Raw genomic sequence first — 18,387 nt, forward strand, 5'->3', positions numbered from 1 at the left:
GTGTAGAGCCCGCCCGAATGCATTGCGCCCATCCCGTTGCCCATGTCCGGACCGTGTCGGAACGACATTGCCGGTTCGCGCCGTGGCGTTCGGTTTCGCCGGCAGCGGAGCGTCGTCGCCCGCATACTGCTGACCGAGCTGCGGAGACGCGGCAATGACGGCGGTTGAGACCCCCTATCATCGCATCGGCCTCGAGATGCCCGCCGTGACGGGCAACGTCGATCTATTGACGGGGCTCGGTAATTCCCGCTGCCTGCGCCAGACCGTGCTGGATCTCGCCAGGGAGCGTGCAAGCGATCCCGCGCCCTTCACCATCGGCCTTGCCAATATCGATGGTTTCAAGCCGATCAATGACCTGTTCGGGCCGGCGGCTGGTGACGAGATCCTCTGCCAGGTGGCCTACCGGCTGAAAGCCTGCGCGCCCGAGGGGGCGACGATCACCCGTTCGGAAAGTGACGAGTTCGCCTTCGTCCTGCCGCTCGTCTTCGAGCGCAAGGGGGCGGAGAAGGTCGGGCAGATGTTGAAGGAGGTGCTGTCGGCGCCCTTCGATCTCGGCGACCGCCATGTGCGTCTGTCCGCGTCCTTCGGATTTGCGGTCTACCCCTTTGCCGGAGAAGTGTTCGAGGATCTGCTGAAGAGCGCAGATACAGCACTCTATCGTTCGAAGCGGCGCGGCCGTGGCCAGATCACCGTCTATTCGCAGGAAATCGCTCAGGAAATGAAGCGCGCAACGCAGCTCGAGCAGGCGCTGCGCAATGCCATCATCGCCAATGAGGTCGACGTGCATTTCCAGCCGATCGTCGATCTGCGCAATGATGCAGTCGTCGGTTTCGAAGCCCTGGCGCGCTGGTGCGACGCCGATCTCGGCTATGTTTCCCCGGCTGTTTTCGTGCCGCTGGCCGAGGAGCGCGGGTTTATCGAATCTCTCGCTGAAGTGCTGTTGCGCAAGGCGGCGCATGCGGCGCTCTCCTGGCCGAAGGAGCTTTTCCTCTCCTTCAATCTCTCCTCGGCGCAGCTCATGGATCCGGCGACCAGCCACCGGTTGCTGTCGATCATCCATCAGATCGGCCTCGATCCCAGGCGATTGGAACTGGAGATCACCGAGACGGCTGTCATGGCCGATGCCGACATCGCCCAGAAGATCGTTGCGGAACTGCGTGCCGCCGGCGTGCGCGTCTCGCTCGACGACTTCGGCACCGGGCAGTCGAGCCTGGGTCGCCTTCGCGATTTTTCTTTCGACAAGGTCAAAATCGATCGCGCCTTCGTCTCGCGCATTTCCGCCGACCGTGCTTCGGAACACATCATCAAGGCGATCGTCTCGATGTGCGAGGGCCTCGAACTGGAAGTCGTCGCTGAAGGCATCGAGGACTTTTCCGAAGCCTTGAAGCTGAAGGCGCTCGGTTGCGGCCTCGGGCAGGGCTACTTCTATGGAAAACCGGCCGATGCCGTGGCGACGATGCGCTACCTTTCCGATCGTTATAGCGGTGTTTCGGTCCAGGCCTGATCGGTCTATTCACCGGTTCCCGAGAGCGCCACGCGATCCCGACGCCCCTCTTCCAACAACCAGTCGCGGACCCGTTTTGCCTGGGCGTTGAGTTCGCGTGACCGCGGCCAGACGACATAAAAGGCGAGACCGGTCTTGAGCACGTGTCCGGCGACCGGCATCAGGGCGCCGGAGCGGATCTGCGGGTTGATCAGGTGTTCCCAGCCGAGCGCCACGCCTTCGCCCGCGAGCACCGCCTGCATGACCAGAACATAATCGTTGATCGTCAGGCGGCGTGCCTGCTTGGGATAGGTGAGGCCGGCGCTCGCAAACCATTCGGTCCAGTCGCAGGCCCGTCGCACCGGTTCCTCGAGATGAATGAGGTTGTGCCGCTGCAGGTCGGCTGCGGTCCCCGGCAGCCCGTGCTCCTCGATATAGGCCGGCGTTGCGACGGCGTTGACGACCTCCTCGGCGAGCTGGGCGGCATGATAGCGCGGCCAGTGACTGGGGTCGCCGCCGCGGATGCCGAGCGGGATCGGCTCTTCCTCAAGATCGAGATCGCGCACGCTCGTCTGGATGCGAAGGTCGATCTCCGGCAGGTCCTCGCGCATGCGGTTGAGGCGCGGCAGCATCCACATCGAGGCAAAGGCAGTCGACGCCGCAAGCGTCACGTTGGTTTCGCGGCCCTTGGCGCGGATGTCCTCGGCCGACTTCTGAATGCGCGACAGACCGACCGACACGTCGGCGTGAAACTTCTCTCCCGCCTCGGTCAGTTCCACCGCCCGGTGCACGCGGTGAAACAGCGGCACGCCCAACTGGTCTTCGAGGCCGCGGATGGCGTAGGAGACCGCCGCCTGCGTCATGCCGAGCTCGCTGGCGGCTCGGGTGAAGTTCTGGTGACGGCCGGCCGCCTCGAAAACGATGAGGCTGGCGGCGGAGGGAAGCAGGCGGCGCAGGTTTTCCATAAATCATGCTTATCGCATGGCTCGAATTTTTCCAGCGTTACAATGGAATTTTTCGTCAATAGCATCATCTCAGGTGATGGGAGTATGTGAAAATGGACACAGTACTGGCAGCAGGCGAGGCGGCACCGAGACGGACGCGGGGCTCAAGACCGCAACGGCGCGAAGGCGCGGGCCGAAGCCTCGGCGTTCCCTACATCGTCCGCAACATCCCGACCTACGATATCCTGCGCGAAGAGAGCCTGCTGCGTATCGAAGCGGTCGCCGATCGTATCCTTGCCGAGGTCGGCATCGAGTTCCGCGACGACCCCGAAGCGCTCGACCATTGGAAGCGGGCCGGCGCCAAGATTGATGGCGTGCGCGTAACCTTCGAGCCCGGCATGCTCAAGGAAATCGTCGCCTCGGCACCACGGCAGTTCACCCAGCATGCCCGCAATCCCGCCCGCAATGTCGAGATCGGCGGCAACAACGTCGTCTTCTCCCCGGCCTATGGGTCGCCCTTCGTCATGGATCTCGACAAGGGCCGGCGCTATGGCACGATCGATGACTTTCGCAACCTGATCAAGCTGGCGCAGTCGAGCCCCTGGCTGCACCATTCCGGCGGCACCATCTGCGAGCCGGTCGATGTGCCCGTCAACAAGCGCCACCTCGACATGGTCTACAGCCATATCAAGTATTCCGACCGCGCCTTCATGGGCTCGATCACCGCGGAAGAGCGGGCCGAGGATTCGATCGAGATGGCGCGCATTCTTTTCGGTCGCGATTTCGTCGACCGGAACTGCGTCATCCTCGGCAACGTCAACGTCAACTCGCCGCTCGTCTGGGACGGGACGATGACGAGGTCGCTGCGCGCCTATGCGCGGGCAAACCAGGCCGCGGTCATCGTGCCCTTTATTCTCGGCGGCGCCATGGGCCCAGTCACCAATGCCGGCGCCATTGCCCAATCCTATGCCGAGACGCTCGCCGGCTGTGCCTTGACCCAACTCGAACGCAAGGGGGCACCGGTGATCTTCGGCAATTTCCTGTCGTCCATGTCGCTGCGTTCGGGCTCGCCGACTTTCGGCACGCCGGAGCCGGCGATCGGCAGTATGGTCGTCGGCCAGCTTGCGCGCCGGCTCGGCCTGCCGCTGCGCTGTGCCGGCAATTTCTCCAATTCGAAGCTGCCCGACGCGCAGGCGATGCAGGAAGGCGCGATGTCGATGCTGTCGGCGGTGCATTGCGGCGCCAATTTCATTCTGCATTCGGCCGGTTTCGTCGATGGGCTGCTCGCCATGTCCTACGAGAAGTTTGTCATGGACACGGACTTCTGCGGCGCGCTGCATTCCTATCTCGCCGGCGTCGTCGTCGACGACAACACGCTGGCGATGGACGCCTTCCTGCAGGTCGGTCCCGGCAGCCACTTCCTCGGTTGCGATCACACCATGCGCAATTACCAGACGGCCTTCTGGGATTCGGCGCTCTCCGACAACGAACCGTTCGAGAAGTGGGTCGAGGAGGGCGAGACCGATATGGCAACACGCGCCAACCGCGCCTGGAAGAAGACGCTTGCCGAATACGAAGCGCCGCCGCTGGATGTGGCACTCGACGAGGCGCTGATCGATTATGTCACGCGCCGCAAGGAGAGCATGGCGGATGCCTGGTACTGACGAAACCGGCATGCTCGATCGCCTTTCAAGGAACAGGAAATGACATCGTCGAAAGACCCGCTGCTCCAGCCCTATCGCCTCAAGCATCTGACGCTCAAGAACCGGATCATGTCGACGGCGCACGAGCCGGCCTATTCCGAAGACGGCATGCCGAAGGATCGCTACCGGCTTTATCACCTGGAAAAGGCCAAGGGCGGCATGGCGCTGACGATGACCGCGGGCTCGGCGATCGTGTCTGAGGATTCGCCGCCGGCCTTCGGCAATCTCTACGCCTATTCGGACGAGATCGTGCCGTGGCTGAAGAAGATCGCCGACGACTGTCATGAGCATGATTGCGCGGTGATGATCCAGCTTACCCATCTCGGGCGCCGCACCGGCTGGAACAAGGGTGACTGGCTGCCAGTTCTCTCCGCATCGCCGGTGCGTGAAGCCGCGCACCGCTCCTTTCCCAAGGAGATCGAGGACTGGGATATCGAGCGTATCGTCGGCGACTATGCGGCGGCCGCCGCGCGCATGCAGGCCGCCGGCCTCGACGGCATCGAGCTCGAGGCCTACGGCCACCTGATGGATGGCTTCTGGTCACCGGCGACGAACCATCGTGACGACGATTTCGGCGGCTCGCTCGACAACCGGCTGCGGTTCACCAACATGGTGCTCGACGCAATCCGCGCCTCCGTCGGCGCGGATTTCATCGTCGGCATCCGCATGGTCGCAGACGAGGATTGGGACAAGGGGCTCTCAAAGGAGGAGGGCATCGAAATCGCCCGGCGGCTGGCGGGTTCCGGCAGGGTCGACTTCCTCAACATCATTCGAGGCCATATCGATCATGACGCGCCGTTGACCAAGGTCATTCCGATCCAGGGCATGGCCGCATCGCCGCATCTCGATTTCGCCGGCGAGGTGAGGGCGGCGACGAAGTTTCCGGTCTTTCATGCCGCGCGCATCGCCGATGTCGCGACCGCCCGCCACGCGATTGCCGAAGGCAAGCTCGACATGGTCGGCATGACCCGCGCCCATATCGCCGACCCGCATATCGTCCGGAAGATCGAAGAGGGCAGGGAGGCGGAAATCCGTCCCTGCGTTGGCGCGACCTACTGTCTCGACCGTATCTATGAAGGCGGCGGGGCGCTCTGTATCCACAATGCGGCCACCGGGCGCGAGGCGATCGTGCCGCACGTCATCCGGAAGAGCGAAGGGCCGAAACGCAAGGCGGTCGTCGTCGGCGCCGGTCCGGCTGGGCTCGAAGCTGCCCGGGTGCTTGCCGAGCGCGGCCACCAGGTCGAGGTGCTGGAGGCGACGGGAGCAGCCGGCGGCCAGATATTGCTGGCGCAGCGCAATCCGCGGCGCCGCGAACTGATCGGCATCATCGACTGGCGGCTGGCCGAGCTGGAGCGGTTGGGCGTTCCAATCCACTACAACGTCTTTGCCGGGGTGGACGACATAGAGGAACGTGCCCCTGATCTCGTCGTGGTGGCGACCGGCGGTATTGCGCAAAATCCTGCGCTCGATGCGGGCGACAACCTCGTCGTGTCGAGCTGGGATATCATAGCCGGAGCTGTGAAGCCGGAAGGCCCGGTGCTGCTCTACGACGACAACGGTGCCCATAGCGGCATGACGGCTGCCGAACTGATCGCGCGTGCCGGCGTCGAGCTCGAGATCGTTTCGCCCGAGCGCATGTTCGCGCCGGAGATCGGTGGCATGAACCATGTGCCCTATGCGGCCGCCTTCGCCGATAAGAATGTGCGGGTGACGATCAACACGCGGCTCAGATCCGTTCGGCGCGACGGCAATGGGCTGATTGCAACGCTGGGGTCGGACTTCTCTGAGAAAGCCGTCGTCGAACGGCGCGTGGCCCAGGTCGTGGTCGAACACGGTACGTTGCCGATGGATGAGCTCTATCGTGAACTGAAGCCGCTGTCGCGCAATCTGGGCGCTGTCGATTACAAGGCCCTGCTTCGCGGCGAGAACCCGATCCCGCAGCGAAACCCCGCGGCCGGCTTCGACATGTTCCGGATCGGCGACGCCGTGTCCAGTCGCAACGTCCATGCGGGCATCTATGACGCCCTTCGGTATGGAGTGCTCGTCTGAGCAAAGCCCGTTTGAACAAGGAAAGAGCGGCGATGGGTACCGCCGCTCTCTGTAGGTGCACTGAAGACAGCCTGATACTGATTACTGCTGCGGCTGAGCCGGTGCCGTGCCCGTCGAAGAGGTCGTCGAGGTGTCAACCGGCTGGTTGGCGTTCTGCTCGGCCACCTGCTGCGCCTTTGTCTTGAACTCCGGAGCCGCCTTCAGCGTGTCGGCGGTTTCCGTCGTTGTCAGCTTCAATGCGTCCGTATTGGGCTGTTCGGCGATCGCGATGCGATCAAACGGGACCGCAACATTCTTTTCGCCCAGACCCAGGAAGCCACCGACGCCGATCACGGCCGCCTCGACGGCACCATCCTTCTTGATGATCAGGTCGTTGATCTCACCGATGCTCTCGTCACCGGCATTGTAGACGGTCTGGCCCATATAGGTGCTGGCTGCAATCTGGTCGCTCGCCTGCTCGGTCAGATAGGTGGCATCCGACTTCGCGACGTCGGCAGGTGCTTCACCTGCGGCCGGAGGCGTCGTCGTCTGAGCCTCGTTAGCCGGAGCTTCCGTGGTCGGTGCCGGCTGCATGGTCTGCGTCTGGTCGGGCTGAGGCTGCGTCGTATCCTGGGTGTAAGCTACCGGGGCGACAGCAAGACCCGCGAAGAGCGCGCCAGCCGCGACGGTTGTTACGAGTTTCTTAGTCATGTCAAACTGCCTTTCCTTGACGTTTCAGATCAAGGTACGGGCCTGGCTGCTGTCGCCAGATCCACCGCACCGGTGATATGACGTCAACGCCTAAGCGCCCAAACGGTTCCGGAAAAAACAGTCAAAATCTCAATGGGTAAGGCCGCACTTGCGTTCATCCCCGATGTCCTTTGGAACTTAGCGGGAGATTACCGGCCAATTTTTCACGGGAATCGTCTTTATATTCTGAACTCAGGTATTTTAGAGGTTTATAATGGTCTTCTATTCGTTGACGGATTCTTGATTGTTCTTGCAGATACTTCCCGGAACACAGGATATAGAACGCAGAGGTGCTTCGTCCTGTCATCCTGGACGACATCACCATGTTTCTGCCGCGGCGCTTTCTTTCGGTCTCCCTCCTGTCTGTCCTGGCGATGGCCGCTCTCGTTTCCATCGAGCGCAACCTTTTCGGCGCTCGCTATTTTTCCGAGCGTGCGCCTCAGGTTCAGCCCTATAACCTCTGGCATGCCTGGGTCGCGCTCAGCCTGTCGCTCGCCGCGGTTCAGGGGTTCACCCGCGATGTCTCCAGGCTCGGAGAGCCGGTGCTCCGGCTGGCCTCGCGTCGCGAGCTGTGGATCTGCGTGGCGACATGGACGCTTGCGACGCTCATGGCACTGGTCTTCGCGATCGATCCGAACGTCTTCAGTGTCCTGGCGCGCGAGGACGGCCTGGTCGAGTGGTCGTCCGCCCTGCTGATCTTCATCGTCAGCGGGTTCCTTGCCGCAGCGGCCACAGGCCAGCTTCGTGCAGCCCTCGCCGGGGGAGAGCGGCTTGCGTGGATCGCCGCAAGCGCCGCGGCGCTTCTGAGCGCCGGCTTCTTCGTGATTGGCATGGAGGAGATATCCTGGATGCAGCGCATCTTCGGCATCTCAACGCCGGAAGGGCTCCTGGCCGTCAACAAGCAGCAGGAGTTGAACCTGCACAACATTTCAACCGGCTTTTCCGAGTTGCTCTACTACACCGGCAGTTTCGTGCTGCTGACGCTTGCGCCCTTCATTTGGCTCCACCTTCGCAAGGGCGTGAGCCTTGGCCGGCTCGACGCCTTCGCGCCGGGCGTGCTCGTGCTGGTGGCAAGTGCGCCTATGGCCGCCTTCAACAGCGACAACTGGAGCATACTGCCGACGCAGATGATGGTGATGATGACCGTGATCATGCTGCTGGTGATTGCGGATATCGCGTTGAAGGCGGGTCACTGGCGCGAGTTCATCGTGCTGACGATCGGCGCCGTCCTGATTGTTGCCATCCAGGAGCTGTTTATCCTGCAGGCTTCACTGCTCGTTCGGCTCTGGGACCCGACCGAATACAAGGAGTTCTTCATTGCCCTTGGTCTGGCGCTTTACGGCGTTCAGATCTGGTCGCGTCTGCGTTCGCCCGTCACGGCATCGGCTGCAACACGCCCCTTCAATTCGCATCCGCTCGCCGGATAAAAATACCCCGCCGGAGTGGCGGGGTATCTGAACACTTCGCGAATTACCGTTGCGACGCGTCGTCGTCAGTGGCTTTCGCGCAGAACCTCGCTGCCGCTGCCGCCGACGAGGAAATCCAGGTCTGCGCCCTTGTCGGCCTGCAGCACCGTATCCTGGTAGAGCTTGTAGTAGCCGCGCGTCCATTTCTGCGGCGGCGCCTGCCAGGCAGCCATGCGCGTCGCAAACTCTTCCTCGCTGATCATCAGGTTGAGTTCGCCCTTCATCGCGTCGAGGCGGATACGATCGCCGGTTTTGACGATGGCGAGCGGCCCGCCGGCATTCGATTCCGGGCTGACATGCAAGACCACGGTGCCGAAGGCGGTGCCGGACATGCGGGCATCCGAAACGCGCACCATATCGCGCACGCCTTTTTCCACCAGCCGCCGCGGGATCGGCATGTTGCCGACCTCGGCCATGCCCGGATAGCCCTTGGGCCCGCAGCCCTTGAGCACGAGAATGGTGTCCTCGGTCACCGGCAGATCAGGATCGTCGATCTTCGCCTTCAGTTCCTCGATCGTTTCGAAGACATAGGCCGGGCCCTCGTGTACGAGCAGATGCTCGCTCGCAGCCGACGGCTTGATGACAGCACCGTTCGGCGCAAGGTTGCCCTTGAGCACGCGGATGCCGGCGGCCGCCCTGAGCGGATTATCGAGGGGACGGATGACGTCGTCGTTGTAGACCTCGGCATCTTCCCAATACTTGCTGATCGGCACGCCGAAGACCGTCGGCGCATCGGCATGCAGCAGATGCTGGATGCGGTTCATCACGGCCGGCAGGCCGCCGGCATAGGCGAGATCTTCGATCAGATACTTGCCCGACGGCATGCAGTTGACGATGCACGGAACCTGGCTGCCGACCCGGTCGAAATCCTCGAGACAGAGATCGACGCCGGCGCGCCCGGCAATCGCCAGCATGTGGACGACCGCATTGGTCGAACCGCCGACGGCGGCATTGGCGATGATGCCGTTTTCGAAGTTCTTCTTGGTCAGCACCTTCGACAGGCGCAGGTCCTCATGCACCATCTCGACGATGCGTTTGCCGGTCATGTGCGACAGCGCCACGCGGCGGGCGTCGACGGCCGGAAGCGCCGCATTGGTCGGCAACGACAGGCCCATCGCCTCGACGATCGAGGCCATGGTGGTGGCCGTGCCCATCGTCATGCACACGCCCGGCGACCGCGACATGCCGCTTTCGGCCGCCATGAATTCCTGCAGGCTCATTTCGCCGGCGCGCACGGCCTCGGAGAACTTCCAGACATCCGTGCCGGAGCCGATGTCCTTGCCCTTCCATTTGCCGTTGAGCATCGGTCCGGAGGAGACGACGATGGTCGGCAGGTCGACGGAGGCAGCGCCCATCAGCTGGCCTGGCGTCGTCTTGTCGCAGCCGCCGAGCAGAACCACGCCGTCGATGCCATAGGCGCGGATCGCCTCTTCGACGTCCATCGCGAGCAGGTTGCGGAAGAGCATCGCGGTCGGGCGCATCTGCGTCTCGCCGAGCGAGGAGACCGGGAACTCGACCGGGAAGCCGCCGGCTTCCCAGACGCCACGCTTCACCCCTTCGGCAAGGATGCGAAGGTGGCTGTTGCAGGGCGTCAGTTCCGACCAGGTGTTGCAGATACCGATGATCGGACGGCCGTCGAAAACGTGGTCCGGAAATCCCTGGTTCTTCATCCAGGAGCGATGGATAAATCCATCCTTGTCGGTGCCGCCGTACCAGTGACGGCTGCGCAGTTCTTTCTTCTTGTCGCTCATGCGAGCTTCCTCCTCACCATGCGATGAAACGCGTGGCCGAATTGTATGACTTTTTATTGGCGCTTCGCCAAGAGGTTAGTCGCGCTTCCGCTCAGAGGCGGAACGATGGTTCAAACCGGCCCTTGACGCTGATGCCGAGATCGAAGGTCTTGCCGGCATGCGGATCGGCCGCGCGCGCTGCATCGTCCAGGTCTTGCCAGGCGGATGTCACCAGCATGCGGTCGGCCTTCGCCCCGATGAAGGCTGTGCAGCTCGGCTGCGTTGCCGGCATCGCGTAGCGCGCGATCCGTGCACCTTCGGGCCTGTAGACGTCGACCGTGCCGCTGCCCCAGCGGGCATTCCATATCAGACCATCGGCATCGCACACGGAGCCGTCGATGCCACCGGCTTCGCCACTGCTGTCGACAAGCAGGGTGGGCTCGCCCTTCGGCAGCCCGGTCTCGGCATCGATATCGACGCGCATCAGGTGGTTGATGTCGGTGTCGACGAAGTAGGCGATCGTCCCATCCGGCGAAAAGCAGATGCTGTTGGGAATGGTGATCCTGTCGTAGAGCTTCGTCACCTTCGTGCCGGCGACGTGATAGATCGCGCCGGCGCCCTTCTCGGCGCTGCGGCCCATGGTGCCGATCCACAACGAACCGGAAGCGTGCACGCGGCCGTCGTTTGAGCGATTGCCGGGCTTGTCCTCAAGCGTGGTCAGGAGGCTGAAGGTGCCTGTCTGCGTATCCCTGAGGAAAAGCCCCTGATCGGAGGCAATCAGTTGCCGGGATGGATCGATGACGGCAAGCACGCTGCCGAGGAATGGCAGGTTATGTACAGCCTTGCGGCCGGTTTCGAGATGTAGCTCATGCAGTTCCTGGCCCTTGATGTTGAACCACCAGGCGGTGCCGCTGACGGGGTCATAGGTCGGGCCTTCCCCGAGAATCGAGGTCGCTTCGCAAAGGATGCTGCCGGAAAAAGGAATGGTATCGCTCATCAGCGTGCTCCGTAGACGGCGTCATAGGCCTTGATCGTTGCGACGGCGCGTTCGCGGACTTCGGCGCTGCTCATGCCCGGCTTGTAGAGGCTCGAGCCGAGGCCGAAGCTGCGAATGCCGGCCTTGGCGTAGTCGCCGAAGTTGGCATCGGAAACGCCACCGACGGCGGCAATCTCGAGGTCGGGCGGCAGGATCGCGCGGATCGCGGTAATGCCCGATGGCCCGAGCACGCTCGCCGGGAAGAACTTGAGGCCGGTCGCGCCCGCTGCCGCGGCCGAAAGCGCCTCGGTCGGGGTGAGCACGCCGGGCATGGTGACCATGCCCTTCTGTGCCGCAAGCGCAATCACCGCCGGTTCGACGTTCGGGCTGACCATCAATTGGCCCCCGACATCGGCAAGCTGCTCCACCTGTGCCGTCGTCAGCACCGTGCCGGCGCCAATCAGGCAGCCCTCCGGTGCCATCTTGACGGCCGTCTCGATCGAGCGGAACGGATCGGGGGAGTTCAGCGGGATCTCGATCGCAGTGAAGCCGGTTTCGATCAGCGCCCCGACGACGCCTTCGGTCTCCTCGGGCTTGAGGCCACGCAGGATCGCGATCAGCGGGTACTTCATCGGCGGGAAGGGAATGCGGGTCATGAGCTTGTCTTTCGTTCAGAGAGGCCAGATCGCCTGGGCGGCGGTCGAAAGGCCGGCGCGGACTGCCGTGTCGGCGTCGACGACCCGAAGCGGGCGGTCGAGGCTTTCAAGCGCGGCTTGATAAAGTGTACCGAGTGAACCGGAGGCCACGAGGCAGATGCTGTCGATCGTCTTGGCTGACGCCAGCGCGCCGGCGATCTCAAGGCCGATCAACGTGCCCGACAACAAGGCCTTGGCGTCGGTCGCACTGGCGCCGTGCAGCAATTGTCCGGCGCGCGCGCCGAACACCAAGCTGGTCCCCAAGGCGGGATTGGTGCGTGCCTCGGCTACCGCCGCCGCGAAGGCAGGGTGATCGCCGGAAAACGCATGGGCATCTGCGATCGAGTGGCTGAGGATCGAGTGCTTCGAAATCACGTCGAACAGTTCGCCGGTCATGAAAGTGGAAAAGCCGCTAACGGCGCCTTCTTCGAGGCGAACCCATTTGCTGTGCGTGCCCGGCATGCAGACGAGGTGTCGGCCGCGGCCGAGTTCGCCGGCAGCGCCGAGCAATTGCGTCTCCTCGCCGCGCATGACGTCCGGGTGCCGCATGTCGCGTTGCGCGAGACCCGGCAGGATGCGGATGTCACGATCGCGATCCGGCACCGCAACCGCATGGGAAGCGATGTCGGCAAGGGCCGCGGGGGTATCAATATAGCCGGCCTCGACCCAGCCCTGCTTGGCGCCGGCCATGCCGCAGATGATCGCAGGCAGGTGGCTCGGCGCGTCGACGGCAGCGAGGTGGCGTTCCAGGATCGTGTGGAAACCGGCCTTGTTGGCGGTCGTCATGCCTTCGCCGCTGCGGCGTTCGGCAAGCACCGAACCATCCTCGCCGATGATCCACAACCGGAAACTCGTCGTTCCCCAGTCGACTGCCGCATAATAGGCTGCCGTCATCACAGTGCGCCTCCATCGATGATCATTGTTTGCGCCGTCATGCCCGCGGAGCAGTCCGACGCGAGGTAAAGGCAGGGCCCGACGAGATCGTCGGCGGTCAGGCTGCGTTTCAGGCACTGCCTTTCCTGCATCTTGGCGATCGCCATGTCGTCCAGCCACAGCCGCTTCTGCCGTTCGGTGACGATCATGCCGGGCAGGATTGCATTGACGCGGATATTGTCGGGCCCGAGCCTGCCGGCAAGCGATTTGGTCAGACCGACGATACCGGCCTTCGCCGTGGCATAGGCTGGAATCTCGCCCATGTTGAGCAGAAAGGCGATCGAGGAGAAATTGACGATCGAGCCGCCGCCCGCTTGCCGCATGTGCGGCACGATCGACTGGCTCATGAAGAAGAGGTGCCTGAGATTGACCGCCTGGCTTTCGTCCCAGATCTCCTCAGTCACGGCTTCCAATGCCTGGCGATCATCGCGCGCCGCATTGTTGACGAGCACATGGATCGCACCGAGCGATGCCGCCGCCGCTTCCGCCGTATGACGCACCGCTTCGATATCGCGCAGGTCGCCGGGGATGAAATGCGGCTTGTCGCCCGTTTGATCAGCAAGCCGTTCGACGAGCTCGGCACTTGCCCGCTCGTCGATATCGGCGAAGGCGACCCGCGCGCCCTGGCGCACGAAACCCTCGACCAGGGCCGCGCCGATGCCCGAGCCGCCGCCGGTTACCAGCACGCAGCGGTCGCGCAAATCGTGAAATTGTGCCTTGGGCGCCGGCATGTCCCTCATTCCCTCGTAAGACCGTTTTAAGCCTTTGTTCCATTATTTGGAACTTGATTTTAGTATGTGGAATTATCGTGTCGAAGCGTCTATCTTGTCAAGATCAGGCGCGCGACGCGACGCCACTTGAAGACAAGCGAACGACGATGACAAACGACATGATGGTGGCGGACGAGGGGCGAGGGGAGGCCGGTACCGGCACGCTCGGCAAGGCGATTGCCGTGCTGGAAGCGGTGGTCACGGCAGACGGCCCGCAGCGCTTTACCGATATTCTTGCCCGATCCGGCCAGCCGCGCGGCACATTGCACCGGTTGCTCAGCCACCTCGTCGAGGAAGGGCTGCTCATTCAGCGCCGGGATCTCTCCTATGAGCCCGGCCTCCGGCTGCTGACGCTTGCCTATCGTTCCTGGTCTGCCAACCGCTTTCGCGACGTTGCCGAACCGCACCTGCAGCGCCTGCACGAATTGACCGGCGAGACCGTGCATCTCGGCATCCTGCGCGAAACGGAGATCGTCTATGTCGACAAGGTCGAGAGCCGTCAGACGGTGCGCATGAGCTCGCAGATCGGCAAGGCCTCGCCCGCCTATTGCACCGGCATCGGCAAGGCGGCGTTGTCCTTGCTGGCGCAGCCGGTGCTGAAGCATGTGCTGGCGAGAACCGCGTTTCATCCTTTCACTTCGCACACGCATCGTTCGGCGGCGACGCTGCTGGCGGAAGTCGAAGAGATCAGGCGCGACGGCCATGCCTTCGATTGCGAGGAGCATGAAGCGGAAATTCGTTGCGTGGCTGCACCCATTGCTATCCCCGGTAGCGAGCTTGCGGCGGGGATATCGGTGACGGGGCCGGCCTACAGGGTGAGCATGGAGCAACTGGTGGCTTGGGCGGCACCTGTGCGCGAAGCGGCTCGGGCGATTGCCGAGGAGGCCGCGATCCGGCTTGGGCCCGGACGTGGTGGACCTTGAATTCACTTTACGGTAAATTAGAAACATCGACTGGACGCGGCGCGTCAAGCTCGATAGCTTTAATATATCAGACTCAGGTTCGTGGATGGTCTTAGTCTGGTTTGGTTTTGGTATTTATAGAATTATTGACGTGGTCTTCATGCGGCGTCAGCGGCCGGCCTTTCTTTGGCGCCGGATGTGGAGAAGGGCGGAAGATGATCGATTTCAGCGCGAATTTGTCGTCGTTGACGCTTCCTGATGGGCGGAGCATCAGGGGGCCAATCTGTTGCGAAGAAGACTTTCGGCGAGTGATCGCCCAGGTAGCGGATGCCTATGGCTTCCGCGGCTTTCTGGTTCTTGCAGTTCCGGAGACGGGCTGCAGCAGCCTGACGGCCAATGCACTTATGACCAATTATCCGACCGCGTTCTTGCAGGGGTATGACAGCGCTGGCCTGATTAGTGGCAGCCCGGTGATCCAGCGCCTGCGCCGCAGCACCATTCCCTTCACCTATGACGCGCATCAGCTGGCGCGCCGTCGGTCCGACGGCAAGGGCGATGCGGCCATTTGTGTCTTTGAACAGGCGAACATGCCGCGTGGCCTCTATCTGCCGGTACATGATGCGAGCGGCCATCGCGCGGCCATCGCTTTTGGCGGTGATCGTTCCGTCGTCTCGAACGATGAGTTGCAGGAACTCAATCTGTGGGCGGGCCTGCTCTATAGCAAGTACATGGAAGTTCGCGACCGCGATCGGCGCGGGCCGGGCAGTCTTTCGCGCCGCGAGGTGGAGTGCCTGCGCTGGGCGGCTGCCGGCAAGACCACCAGTGAGATGGCGAAAATCCTGGCGCTGTCCGAGTATACGGTCAACCACTACCTCAACCGTGCGACGCGCAAGCTGGATTCGGTCAACCGCGTCCAGACCGTCGCGAAGGCCATGCGCGCTGGTCTCATCAATTGAGATCGGTGCCGGCTGCGCCTGAAGCGAACGGCACTGCCTGCGCTTCGCGAGAGAAATACACAGACTTTTGGGCCGAGGAAGCAGGGAATCTCGATCATCTGTTGGCATTGGCAGGCCGCTCGGTCTATTTGATACTTGATGAATGCCATGGAACGCGCGAATGCAGGATACGATGACGACCGGGATGACTGACGCAGATCTGCCCCGGGGCGGTGATTTCGCGTCCGAGATCGCAAAGCTTGAGACCCAATTCGATATCATCCGCTATATGCGGCGGATTACGCAGGTCTTCGGCTTCAAGACCTTTCTGATCTGCTCGATCCCCTCGATCGACGTGGAGCGGCTGGCTGCGAGCACGGTCATCTCCAATATGCCGGCGGAACTGCTGAACAAATATGATAGCCTGTCGATGCTGCGCTTCAGCACCGGCGTGCGCCGCCTGCGCGAGACGACGACGCCGTTCCAGGTGACGCTGGACGCCTGGGAAGGCGAGGGCGGCAAACCGGAGACGGCGGCCGAGTACATCGCGATGCTGCGCGAGAACGGTATCTTCCAGGCAAGCTATTTCCCTGTTCACGACGCCGAGGGTGGCCGCGGCGCGGTCATTCTCATGGGCCCGCTGGTCGAATTGCCGATGACGGTGACCATGGAACTGCAGATGATTGCGATCCATGTCTACAACCGCCTCGCCGAGATCGGCTCTGTGTGGAAGAGCAGCGGCGCGACGCTTTCGGAGCGCGAGATCCAGTGCCTGAGCTGGACGGCGGCCGGAAAGACCAGTGCCGAGATCGCCGGCATCCTCGGGCTCTCCGAACATACGGTCAATCACTACCTCAATCACGTGACCAAGAAGCTCGACGCCGTGAACCGCACGCAGGCGGTCGTGAAGGCGATGAAGAAGGGCTACATCAGCTAGCCCTCCCGGCGTCGAAGGCCGTTTGCCTCTTCTCGCTTGCCCTCCGTCTCCGTTGCGATCACGAAGGCTGCAGCAATCGCCGCGCCTGCGTTCCTATGCCGCTGAGATCGCCCACCACCGCAGCCGAATTGCTCCATCCTTGGACGTTTTGCAGAGAGTTGCTCAGAATCTGGGCAGATGCCCCAGCCGTATCAGGCGTTGAGAAATCATCCATCTATTTGAAATTGCTTGTTATTATTGCCGAATTTGAATCTGGCACGCATCCTGCATTTCTATCGGCATGTCCAGAGGGGACTAAAAAGAAGACAGCGCCCACGAAGGTCGCGATCGAAAGGGCCACTGCCCGCCTCAAGGTGATCCCGGATGTACGGACACCGGGGTGGACGGTGGCCCTTCCTTTTTCCGTTATGTCGCATTGGCGAAGCGCCCCGCCTCGACTATCTAAGGGATAACAAAAGAATGAGAGGGCGCGATGCCGGTAGTCACGAAAGAAGTGGTCCTTGAGAAGCTGCGCACGGTGCGTGGCCCGGGCATGGAAGGCAACATCGTCGACCTCGGACTTGTGTCTGATGTCTTCATCTCCGATGGCAAGGCCTATTTCTCGATCACCGTGCCGGCCGAGCGCGCCAAGGAACTGGAGCCGATGCGGGCCGCAGCCGAGCGCGTCGTGCGCGACATCCCGGGGATCACGGCGGCCATGGTTGCACTGACCGCCGACCGCAAGGCGGCGCCCGCCGGCGCCCCGGTGCAGCGTCCGCAGCCCTCGGCAGCGCCTCATGCCGGCCATTCCCATGCGCCGCGTCCCGCCGGCGGCCCGCCGGCTAAGGCTGGAATTCCGGGCGTCGGCGCCATCATCGCCGTCGCCTCCGGCAAGGGCGGTGTCGGCAAGTCGACGACCTCGGTCAACCTGGCGCTGGCGCTGAAGGCAAACGGCCTGAAGGTCGGCCTGCTCGATGCCGATATCTACGGCCCGTCGATGCCGCGCCTTCTGAAGATTTCCGGAAGGCCGCAACAGATCGAAGGGCGCCTTATCCGCCCGATGGAGAATTATGGTCTCAAGGTCATGTCCATGGGCTTCCTCGTCGATGAGGAAGTGGCGATGATCTGGCGCGGACCGATGATCCAGTCGGCCCTGCTGCAGATGCTGCGGGAAGTCGCCTGGGGCGATCTCGATGTGCTGGTCGTCGACATGCCCCCCGGCACGGGCGACGCCCAGCTCACCATGGCCCAGCAGGTGCCGCTCGCCGGCGCCGTCATCGTCTCGACGCCGCAGGATCTGGCGCTGATCGATGCCCGCAAGGGCCTCGCCATGTTCCGCAAGGTAGAAGTCCCGGTTCTCGGCATCGTCGAGAACATGAGCTATTTCATCGCGCCCGACACCGGCAAGCGCTACGATATCTTCGGCCATGGCGGTGCGCGCAAGGAAGCCGAGCGCATCGGCGTCCCGTTCCTCGGCGAAGTGCCCCTGACCATGGGAATTCGCGAAACGTCGGACGCCGGGACACCGCTCGTCGCGTCTGACCCGAGCGGTGAGATCGCGCGTGTCTATCGCGAAATCGCCACCAAGGTCTGGGATCAGATATCCGCCGCGCAGCAGGACAAGAGCCGCGCCGCGCCGACCATTGTCTTCGAGTGACGGTTTCCGGGAAGGCTGTCTGGTCTTTCCGGGCCGCGGTTACGCCTGTTCCGGAACAGGCCGCAATTCAAGGCGCTACAGCGACTTTGCACGTCAGGCATGACGTGACGCTCGGCACCGAATCGTTTTGCCCTTGATTCGATTTTGATTTAAGCAAACATGCGGTAGGGTGGTGCCGGTATGGCGGCACATGCCCGCGTGCCAGATTGCAAGGGGGCATTGATTTTGCGTTTGCGTTGCGCCATATGCCTTGCCGCACTTGCGAAGGTGCCCAACTTGACGCCCGCTCGCCGGAGATTTTGGCCTCGCGCGATGACTGAGTTGAAGACTTTGTCCTGACTGGCGGAACGCTCCATCCGATGGATCTCTATTGCGGGTATTTTGTGGCGCACGACCTTTCGCCTTCGCGGTTCGGCACGCTGCATGATTGCTTAGATCGGAATCGATTTAAGGATAAAATTATGCAGCCGCTCAATGTGTTGCAGCGACCCTTGCGCGT

The 18,387-nt window shown here is 62.7% G+C and carries 15 protein-coding genes; 8 read left to right on the forward strand and 7 right to left on the reverse strand.

Features of this window, described 5'->3' with window-relative positions:
- The first annotated feature begins 196 nt into the window (after nt 1-196).
- Nucleotides 197-1,504 (forward strand): putative bifunctional diguanylate cyclase/phosphodiesterase, encoded by a 1,308-nt coding sequence (locus tag AC070A_RS12985; protein ID WP_057251098.1) that lies wholly within the window; start codon nt 197-199, stop codon nt 1,502-1,504.
- 5 nt (nt 1,505-1,509) lie between these two features.
- On the opposite strand, the gene AC070A_RS12990 is transcribed toward AC070A_RS12985, so the two are convergent.
- A complete protein-coding gene (locus AC070A_RS12990; RefSeq protein WP_058320432.1) occupies nt 1,510-2,448 on the reverse strand; it encodes a LysR substrate-binding domain-containing protein in 939 nt (312 codons plus the stop codon).
- 92 nt (nt 2,449-2,540) lie between these two features.
- On the opposite strand from AC070A_RS12990, the gene AC070A_RS12995 reads away from it, so the two are divergent.
- Complete coding sequence (locus AC070A_RS12995) at nt 2,541-4,091, forward strand: trimethylamine methyltransferase family protein (protein WP_492384498.1); 1,551 nt, start codon at nt 2,541-2,543, stop codon at nt 4,089-4,091.
- A gap of 39 nt (nt 4,092-4,130) precedes the next feature.
- Nucleotides 4,131-6,179 (forward strand): NADH:flavin oxidoreductase, encoded by a 2,049-nt coding sequence (locus AC070A_RS13000; RefSeq protein ID WP_112994546.1) that lies wholly within the window; start codon nt 4,131-4,133, stop codon nt 6,177-6,179.
- Nucleotides 6,180-6,260: 81 nt separating this feature from the next.
- Here AC070A_RS13000 and AC070A_RS13005 read toward each other — a convergent pair whose 3' ends face one another.
- The gene (locus AC070A_RS13005; protein ID WP_058320429.1) at nt 6,261-6,869 is read right to left on the reverse strand and encodes a PRC-barrel domain-containing protein; all 609 of its coding nucleotides are present in this window, start codon (nt 6,867-6,869) and stop codon (nt 6,261-6,263) included.
- A 329-nt stretch (nt 6,870-7,198) separates the two neighbouring features.
- Between AC070A_RS13005 and AC070A_RS13010 the strand changes: the two genes are divergently transcribed.
- Complete coding sequence (locus AC070A_RS13010) at nt 7,199-8,335, forward strand: hypothetical protein (protein WP_110878038.1); 1,137 nt, start codon at nt 7,199-7,201, stop codon at nt 8,333-8,335.
- A gap of 65 nt (nt 8,336-8,400) precedes the next feature.
- Here the strand turns inward: AC070A_RS13010 and AC070A_RS13015 are convergent, their stop codons facing one another.
- The 5 genes from AC070A_RS13015 to AC070A_RS13035 form a co-directional block, all read right to left on the reverse strand.
- Nucleotides 8,401-10,125, reverse strand: a complete 1,725-nt coding sequence (locus AC070A_RS13015; protein WP_113736753.1) for an IlvD/Edd family dehydratase — start codon at nt 10,123-10,125, stop codon at nt 8,401-8,403.
- A 91-nt stretch (nt 10,126-10,216) separates the two neighbouring features.
- Entirely contained in the window at nt 10,217-11,101 is an 885-nt protein-coding gene (locus AC070A_RS13020) for an SMP-30/gluconolactonase/LRE family protein (protein ID WP_112994544.1), read from the reverse strand.
- Nucleotides 11,101-11,736 carry a 2-dehydro-3-deoxy-6-phosphogalactonate aldolase gene (locus AC070A_RS13025; protein ID WP_058325451.1) on the reverse strand — a complete coding sequence of 212 codons (636 nt, stop codon included), beginning with the start codon at nt 11,734-11,736 and terminating at the stop codon, nt 11,101-11,103. Before AC070A_RS13025 ends, AC070A_RS13020 begins: the two co-directional genes overlap by 1 nt.
- A 15-nt stretch (nt 11,737-11,751) precedes the next feature.
- Nucleotides 11,752-12,669, reverse strand: coding sequence for a 2-dehydro-3-deoxygalactonokinase (locus AC070A_RS13030; RefSeq protein WP_110878041.1), 918 nt, complete (start codon nt 12,667-12,669; stop codon nt 11,752-11,754).
- The gene (locus AC070A_RS13035; RefSeq protein WP_058325608.1) at nt 12,669-13,439 is read right to left on the reverse strand and encodes an SDR family NAD(P)-dependent oxidoreductase; all 771 of its coding nucleotides are present in this window, start codon (nt 13,437-13,439) and stop codon (nt 12,669-12,671) included. Before AC070A_RS13035 ends, AC070A_RS13030 begins: the two co-directional genes overlap by 1 nt.
- A 146-nt stretch (nt 13,440-13,585) precedes the next feature.
- Between AC070A_RS13035 and AC070A_RS13040 the strand changes: the two genes are divergently transcribed.
- The 4 genes from AC070A_RS13040 (at nt 13,586) to AC070A_RS13055 (ending at nt 17,888) form a co-directional block, all read left to right on the forward strand.
- Nucleotides 13,586-14,401 (forward strand): IclR family transcriptional regulator, encoded by an 816-nt coding sequence (locus tag AC070A_RS13040; RefSeq protein ID WP_162261289.1) that lies wholly within the window; start codon nt 13,586-13,588, stop codon nt 14,399-14,401.
- 194 nt (nt 14,402-14,595) lie between these two features.
- On the forward strand, nt 14,596-15,336 hold the full coding sequence (locus AC070A_RS13045; protein WP_057250829.1) for a LuxR family transcriptional regulator: 741 nt from the start codon (nt 14,596-14,598) through the stop codon (nt 15,334-15,336).
- Nucleotides 15,337-15,478: 142 nt separating this feature from the next.
- Nucleotides 15,479-16,252, forward strand: coding sequence for a LuxR family transcriptional regulator (locus AC070A_RS13050; protein WP_113736754.1), 774 nt, complete (start codon nt 15,479-15,481; stop codon nt 16,250-16,252).
- Between the two features lie 472 nt (nt 16,253-16,724).
- Nucleotides 16,725-17,888 carry an Mrp/NBP35 family ATP-binding protein gene (locus AC070A_RS13055; RefSeq protein ID WP_112994543.1) on the forward strand — a complete coding sequence of 388 codons (1,164 nt, stop codon included), beginning with the start codon at nt 16,725-16,727 and terminating at the stop codon, nt 17,886-17,888.
- Nucleotides 17,889-18,387: the final 499 nt, after the last annotated feature.

This window comes from Ensifer sp. GW101-20A05, assembly GCF_059424735.1.

Excerpts from the sequence above, each read along its gene's own strand:
- AC070A_RS12985 (WP_057251098.1), top strand. The coding sequence starts at position 197 with ATGCCCGCCGTGACGGGCAACGTCGATCTATTGACGGGGCTCGGTAAT.
- AC070A_RS12990 (WP_058320432.1), bottom strand. The coding sequence starts at position 2,448 with ATGGAAAACCTGCGCCGCCTGCTTCCCTCCGCCGCCAGCCTCATCGTT.
- AC070A_RS12995 (WP_492384498.1), top strand. The coding sequence starts at position 2,541 with ATGGACACAGTACTGGCAGCAGGCGAGGCGGCACCGAGACGGACGCGG.
- AC070A_RS13000 (WP_112994546.1), top strand. The coding sequence starts at position 4,131 with ATGACATCGTCGAAAGACCCGCTGCTCCAGCCCTATCGCCTCAAGCAT.
- AC070A_RS13005 (WP_058320429.1), bottom strand. The coding sequence starts at position 6,869 with ATGACTAAGAAACTCGTAACAACCGTCGCGGCTGGCGCGCTCTTCGCG.
- AC070A_RS13015 (WP_113736753.1), bottom strand. The coding sequence starts at position 10,125 with ATGAGCGACAAGAAGAAAGAACTGCGCAGCCGTCACTGGTACGGCGGC.
- AC070A_RS13020 (WP_112994544.1), bottom strand. The coding sequence starts at position 11,101 with ATGAGCGATACCATTCCTTTTTCCGGCAGCATCCTTTGCGAAGCGACC.
- AC070A_RS13025 (WP_058325451.1), bottom strand. The coding sequence starts at position 11,736 with ATGACCCGCATTCCCTTCCCGCCGATGAAGTACCCGCTGATCGCGATC.
- AC070A_RS13030 (WP_110878041.1), bottom strand. The coding sequence starts at position 12,669 with ATGACGGCAGCCTATTATGCGGCAGTCGACTGGGGAACGACGAGTTTC.
- AC070A_RS13035 (WP_058325608.1), bottom strand. The coding sequence starts at position 13,439 with ATGCCGGCGCCCAAGGCACAATTTCACGATTTGCGCGACCGCTGCGTG.
- AC070A_RS13040 (WP_162261289.1), top strand. The coding sequence starts at position 13,586 with ATGACAAACGACATGATGGTGGCGGACGAGGGGCGAGGGGAGGCCGGT.
- AC070A_RS13045 (WP_057250829.1), top strand. The coding sequence starts at position 14,596 with ATGATCGATTTCAGCGCGAATTTGTCGTCGTTGACGCTTCCTGATGGG.
- AC070A_RS13050 (WP_113736754.1), top strand. The coding sequence starts at position 15,479 with ATGCCATGGAACGCGCGAATGCAGGATACGATGACGACCGGGATGACT.
- AC070A_RS13055 (WP_112994543.1), top strand. The coding sequence starts at position 16,725 with ATGCCGGTAGTCACGAAAGAAGTGGTCCTTGAGAAGCTGCGCACGGTG.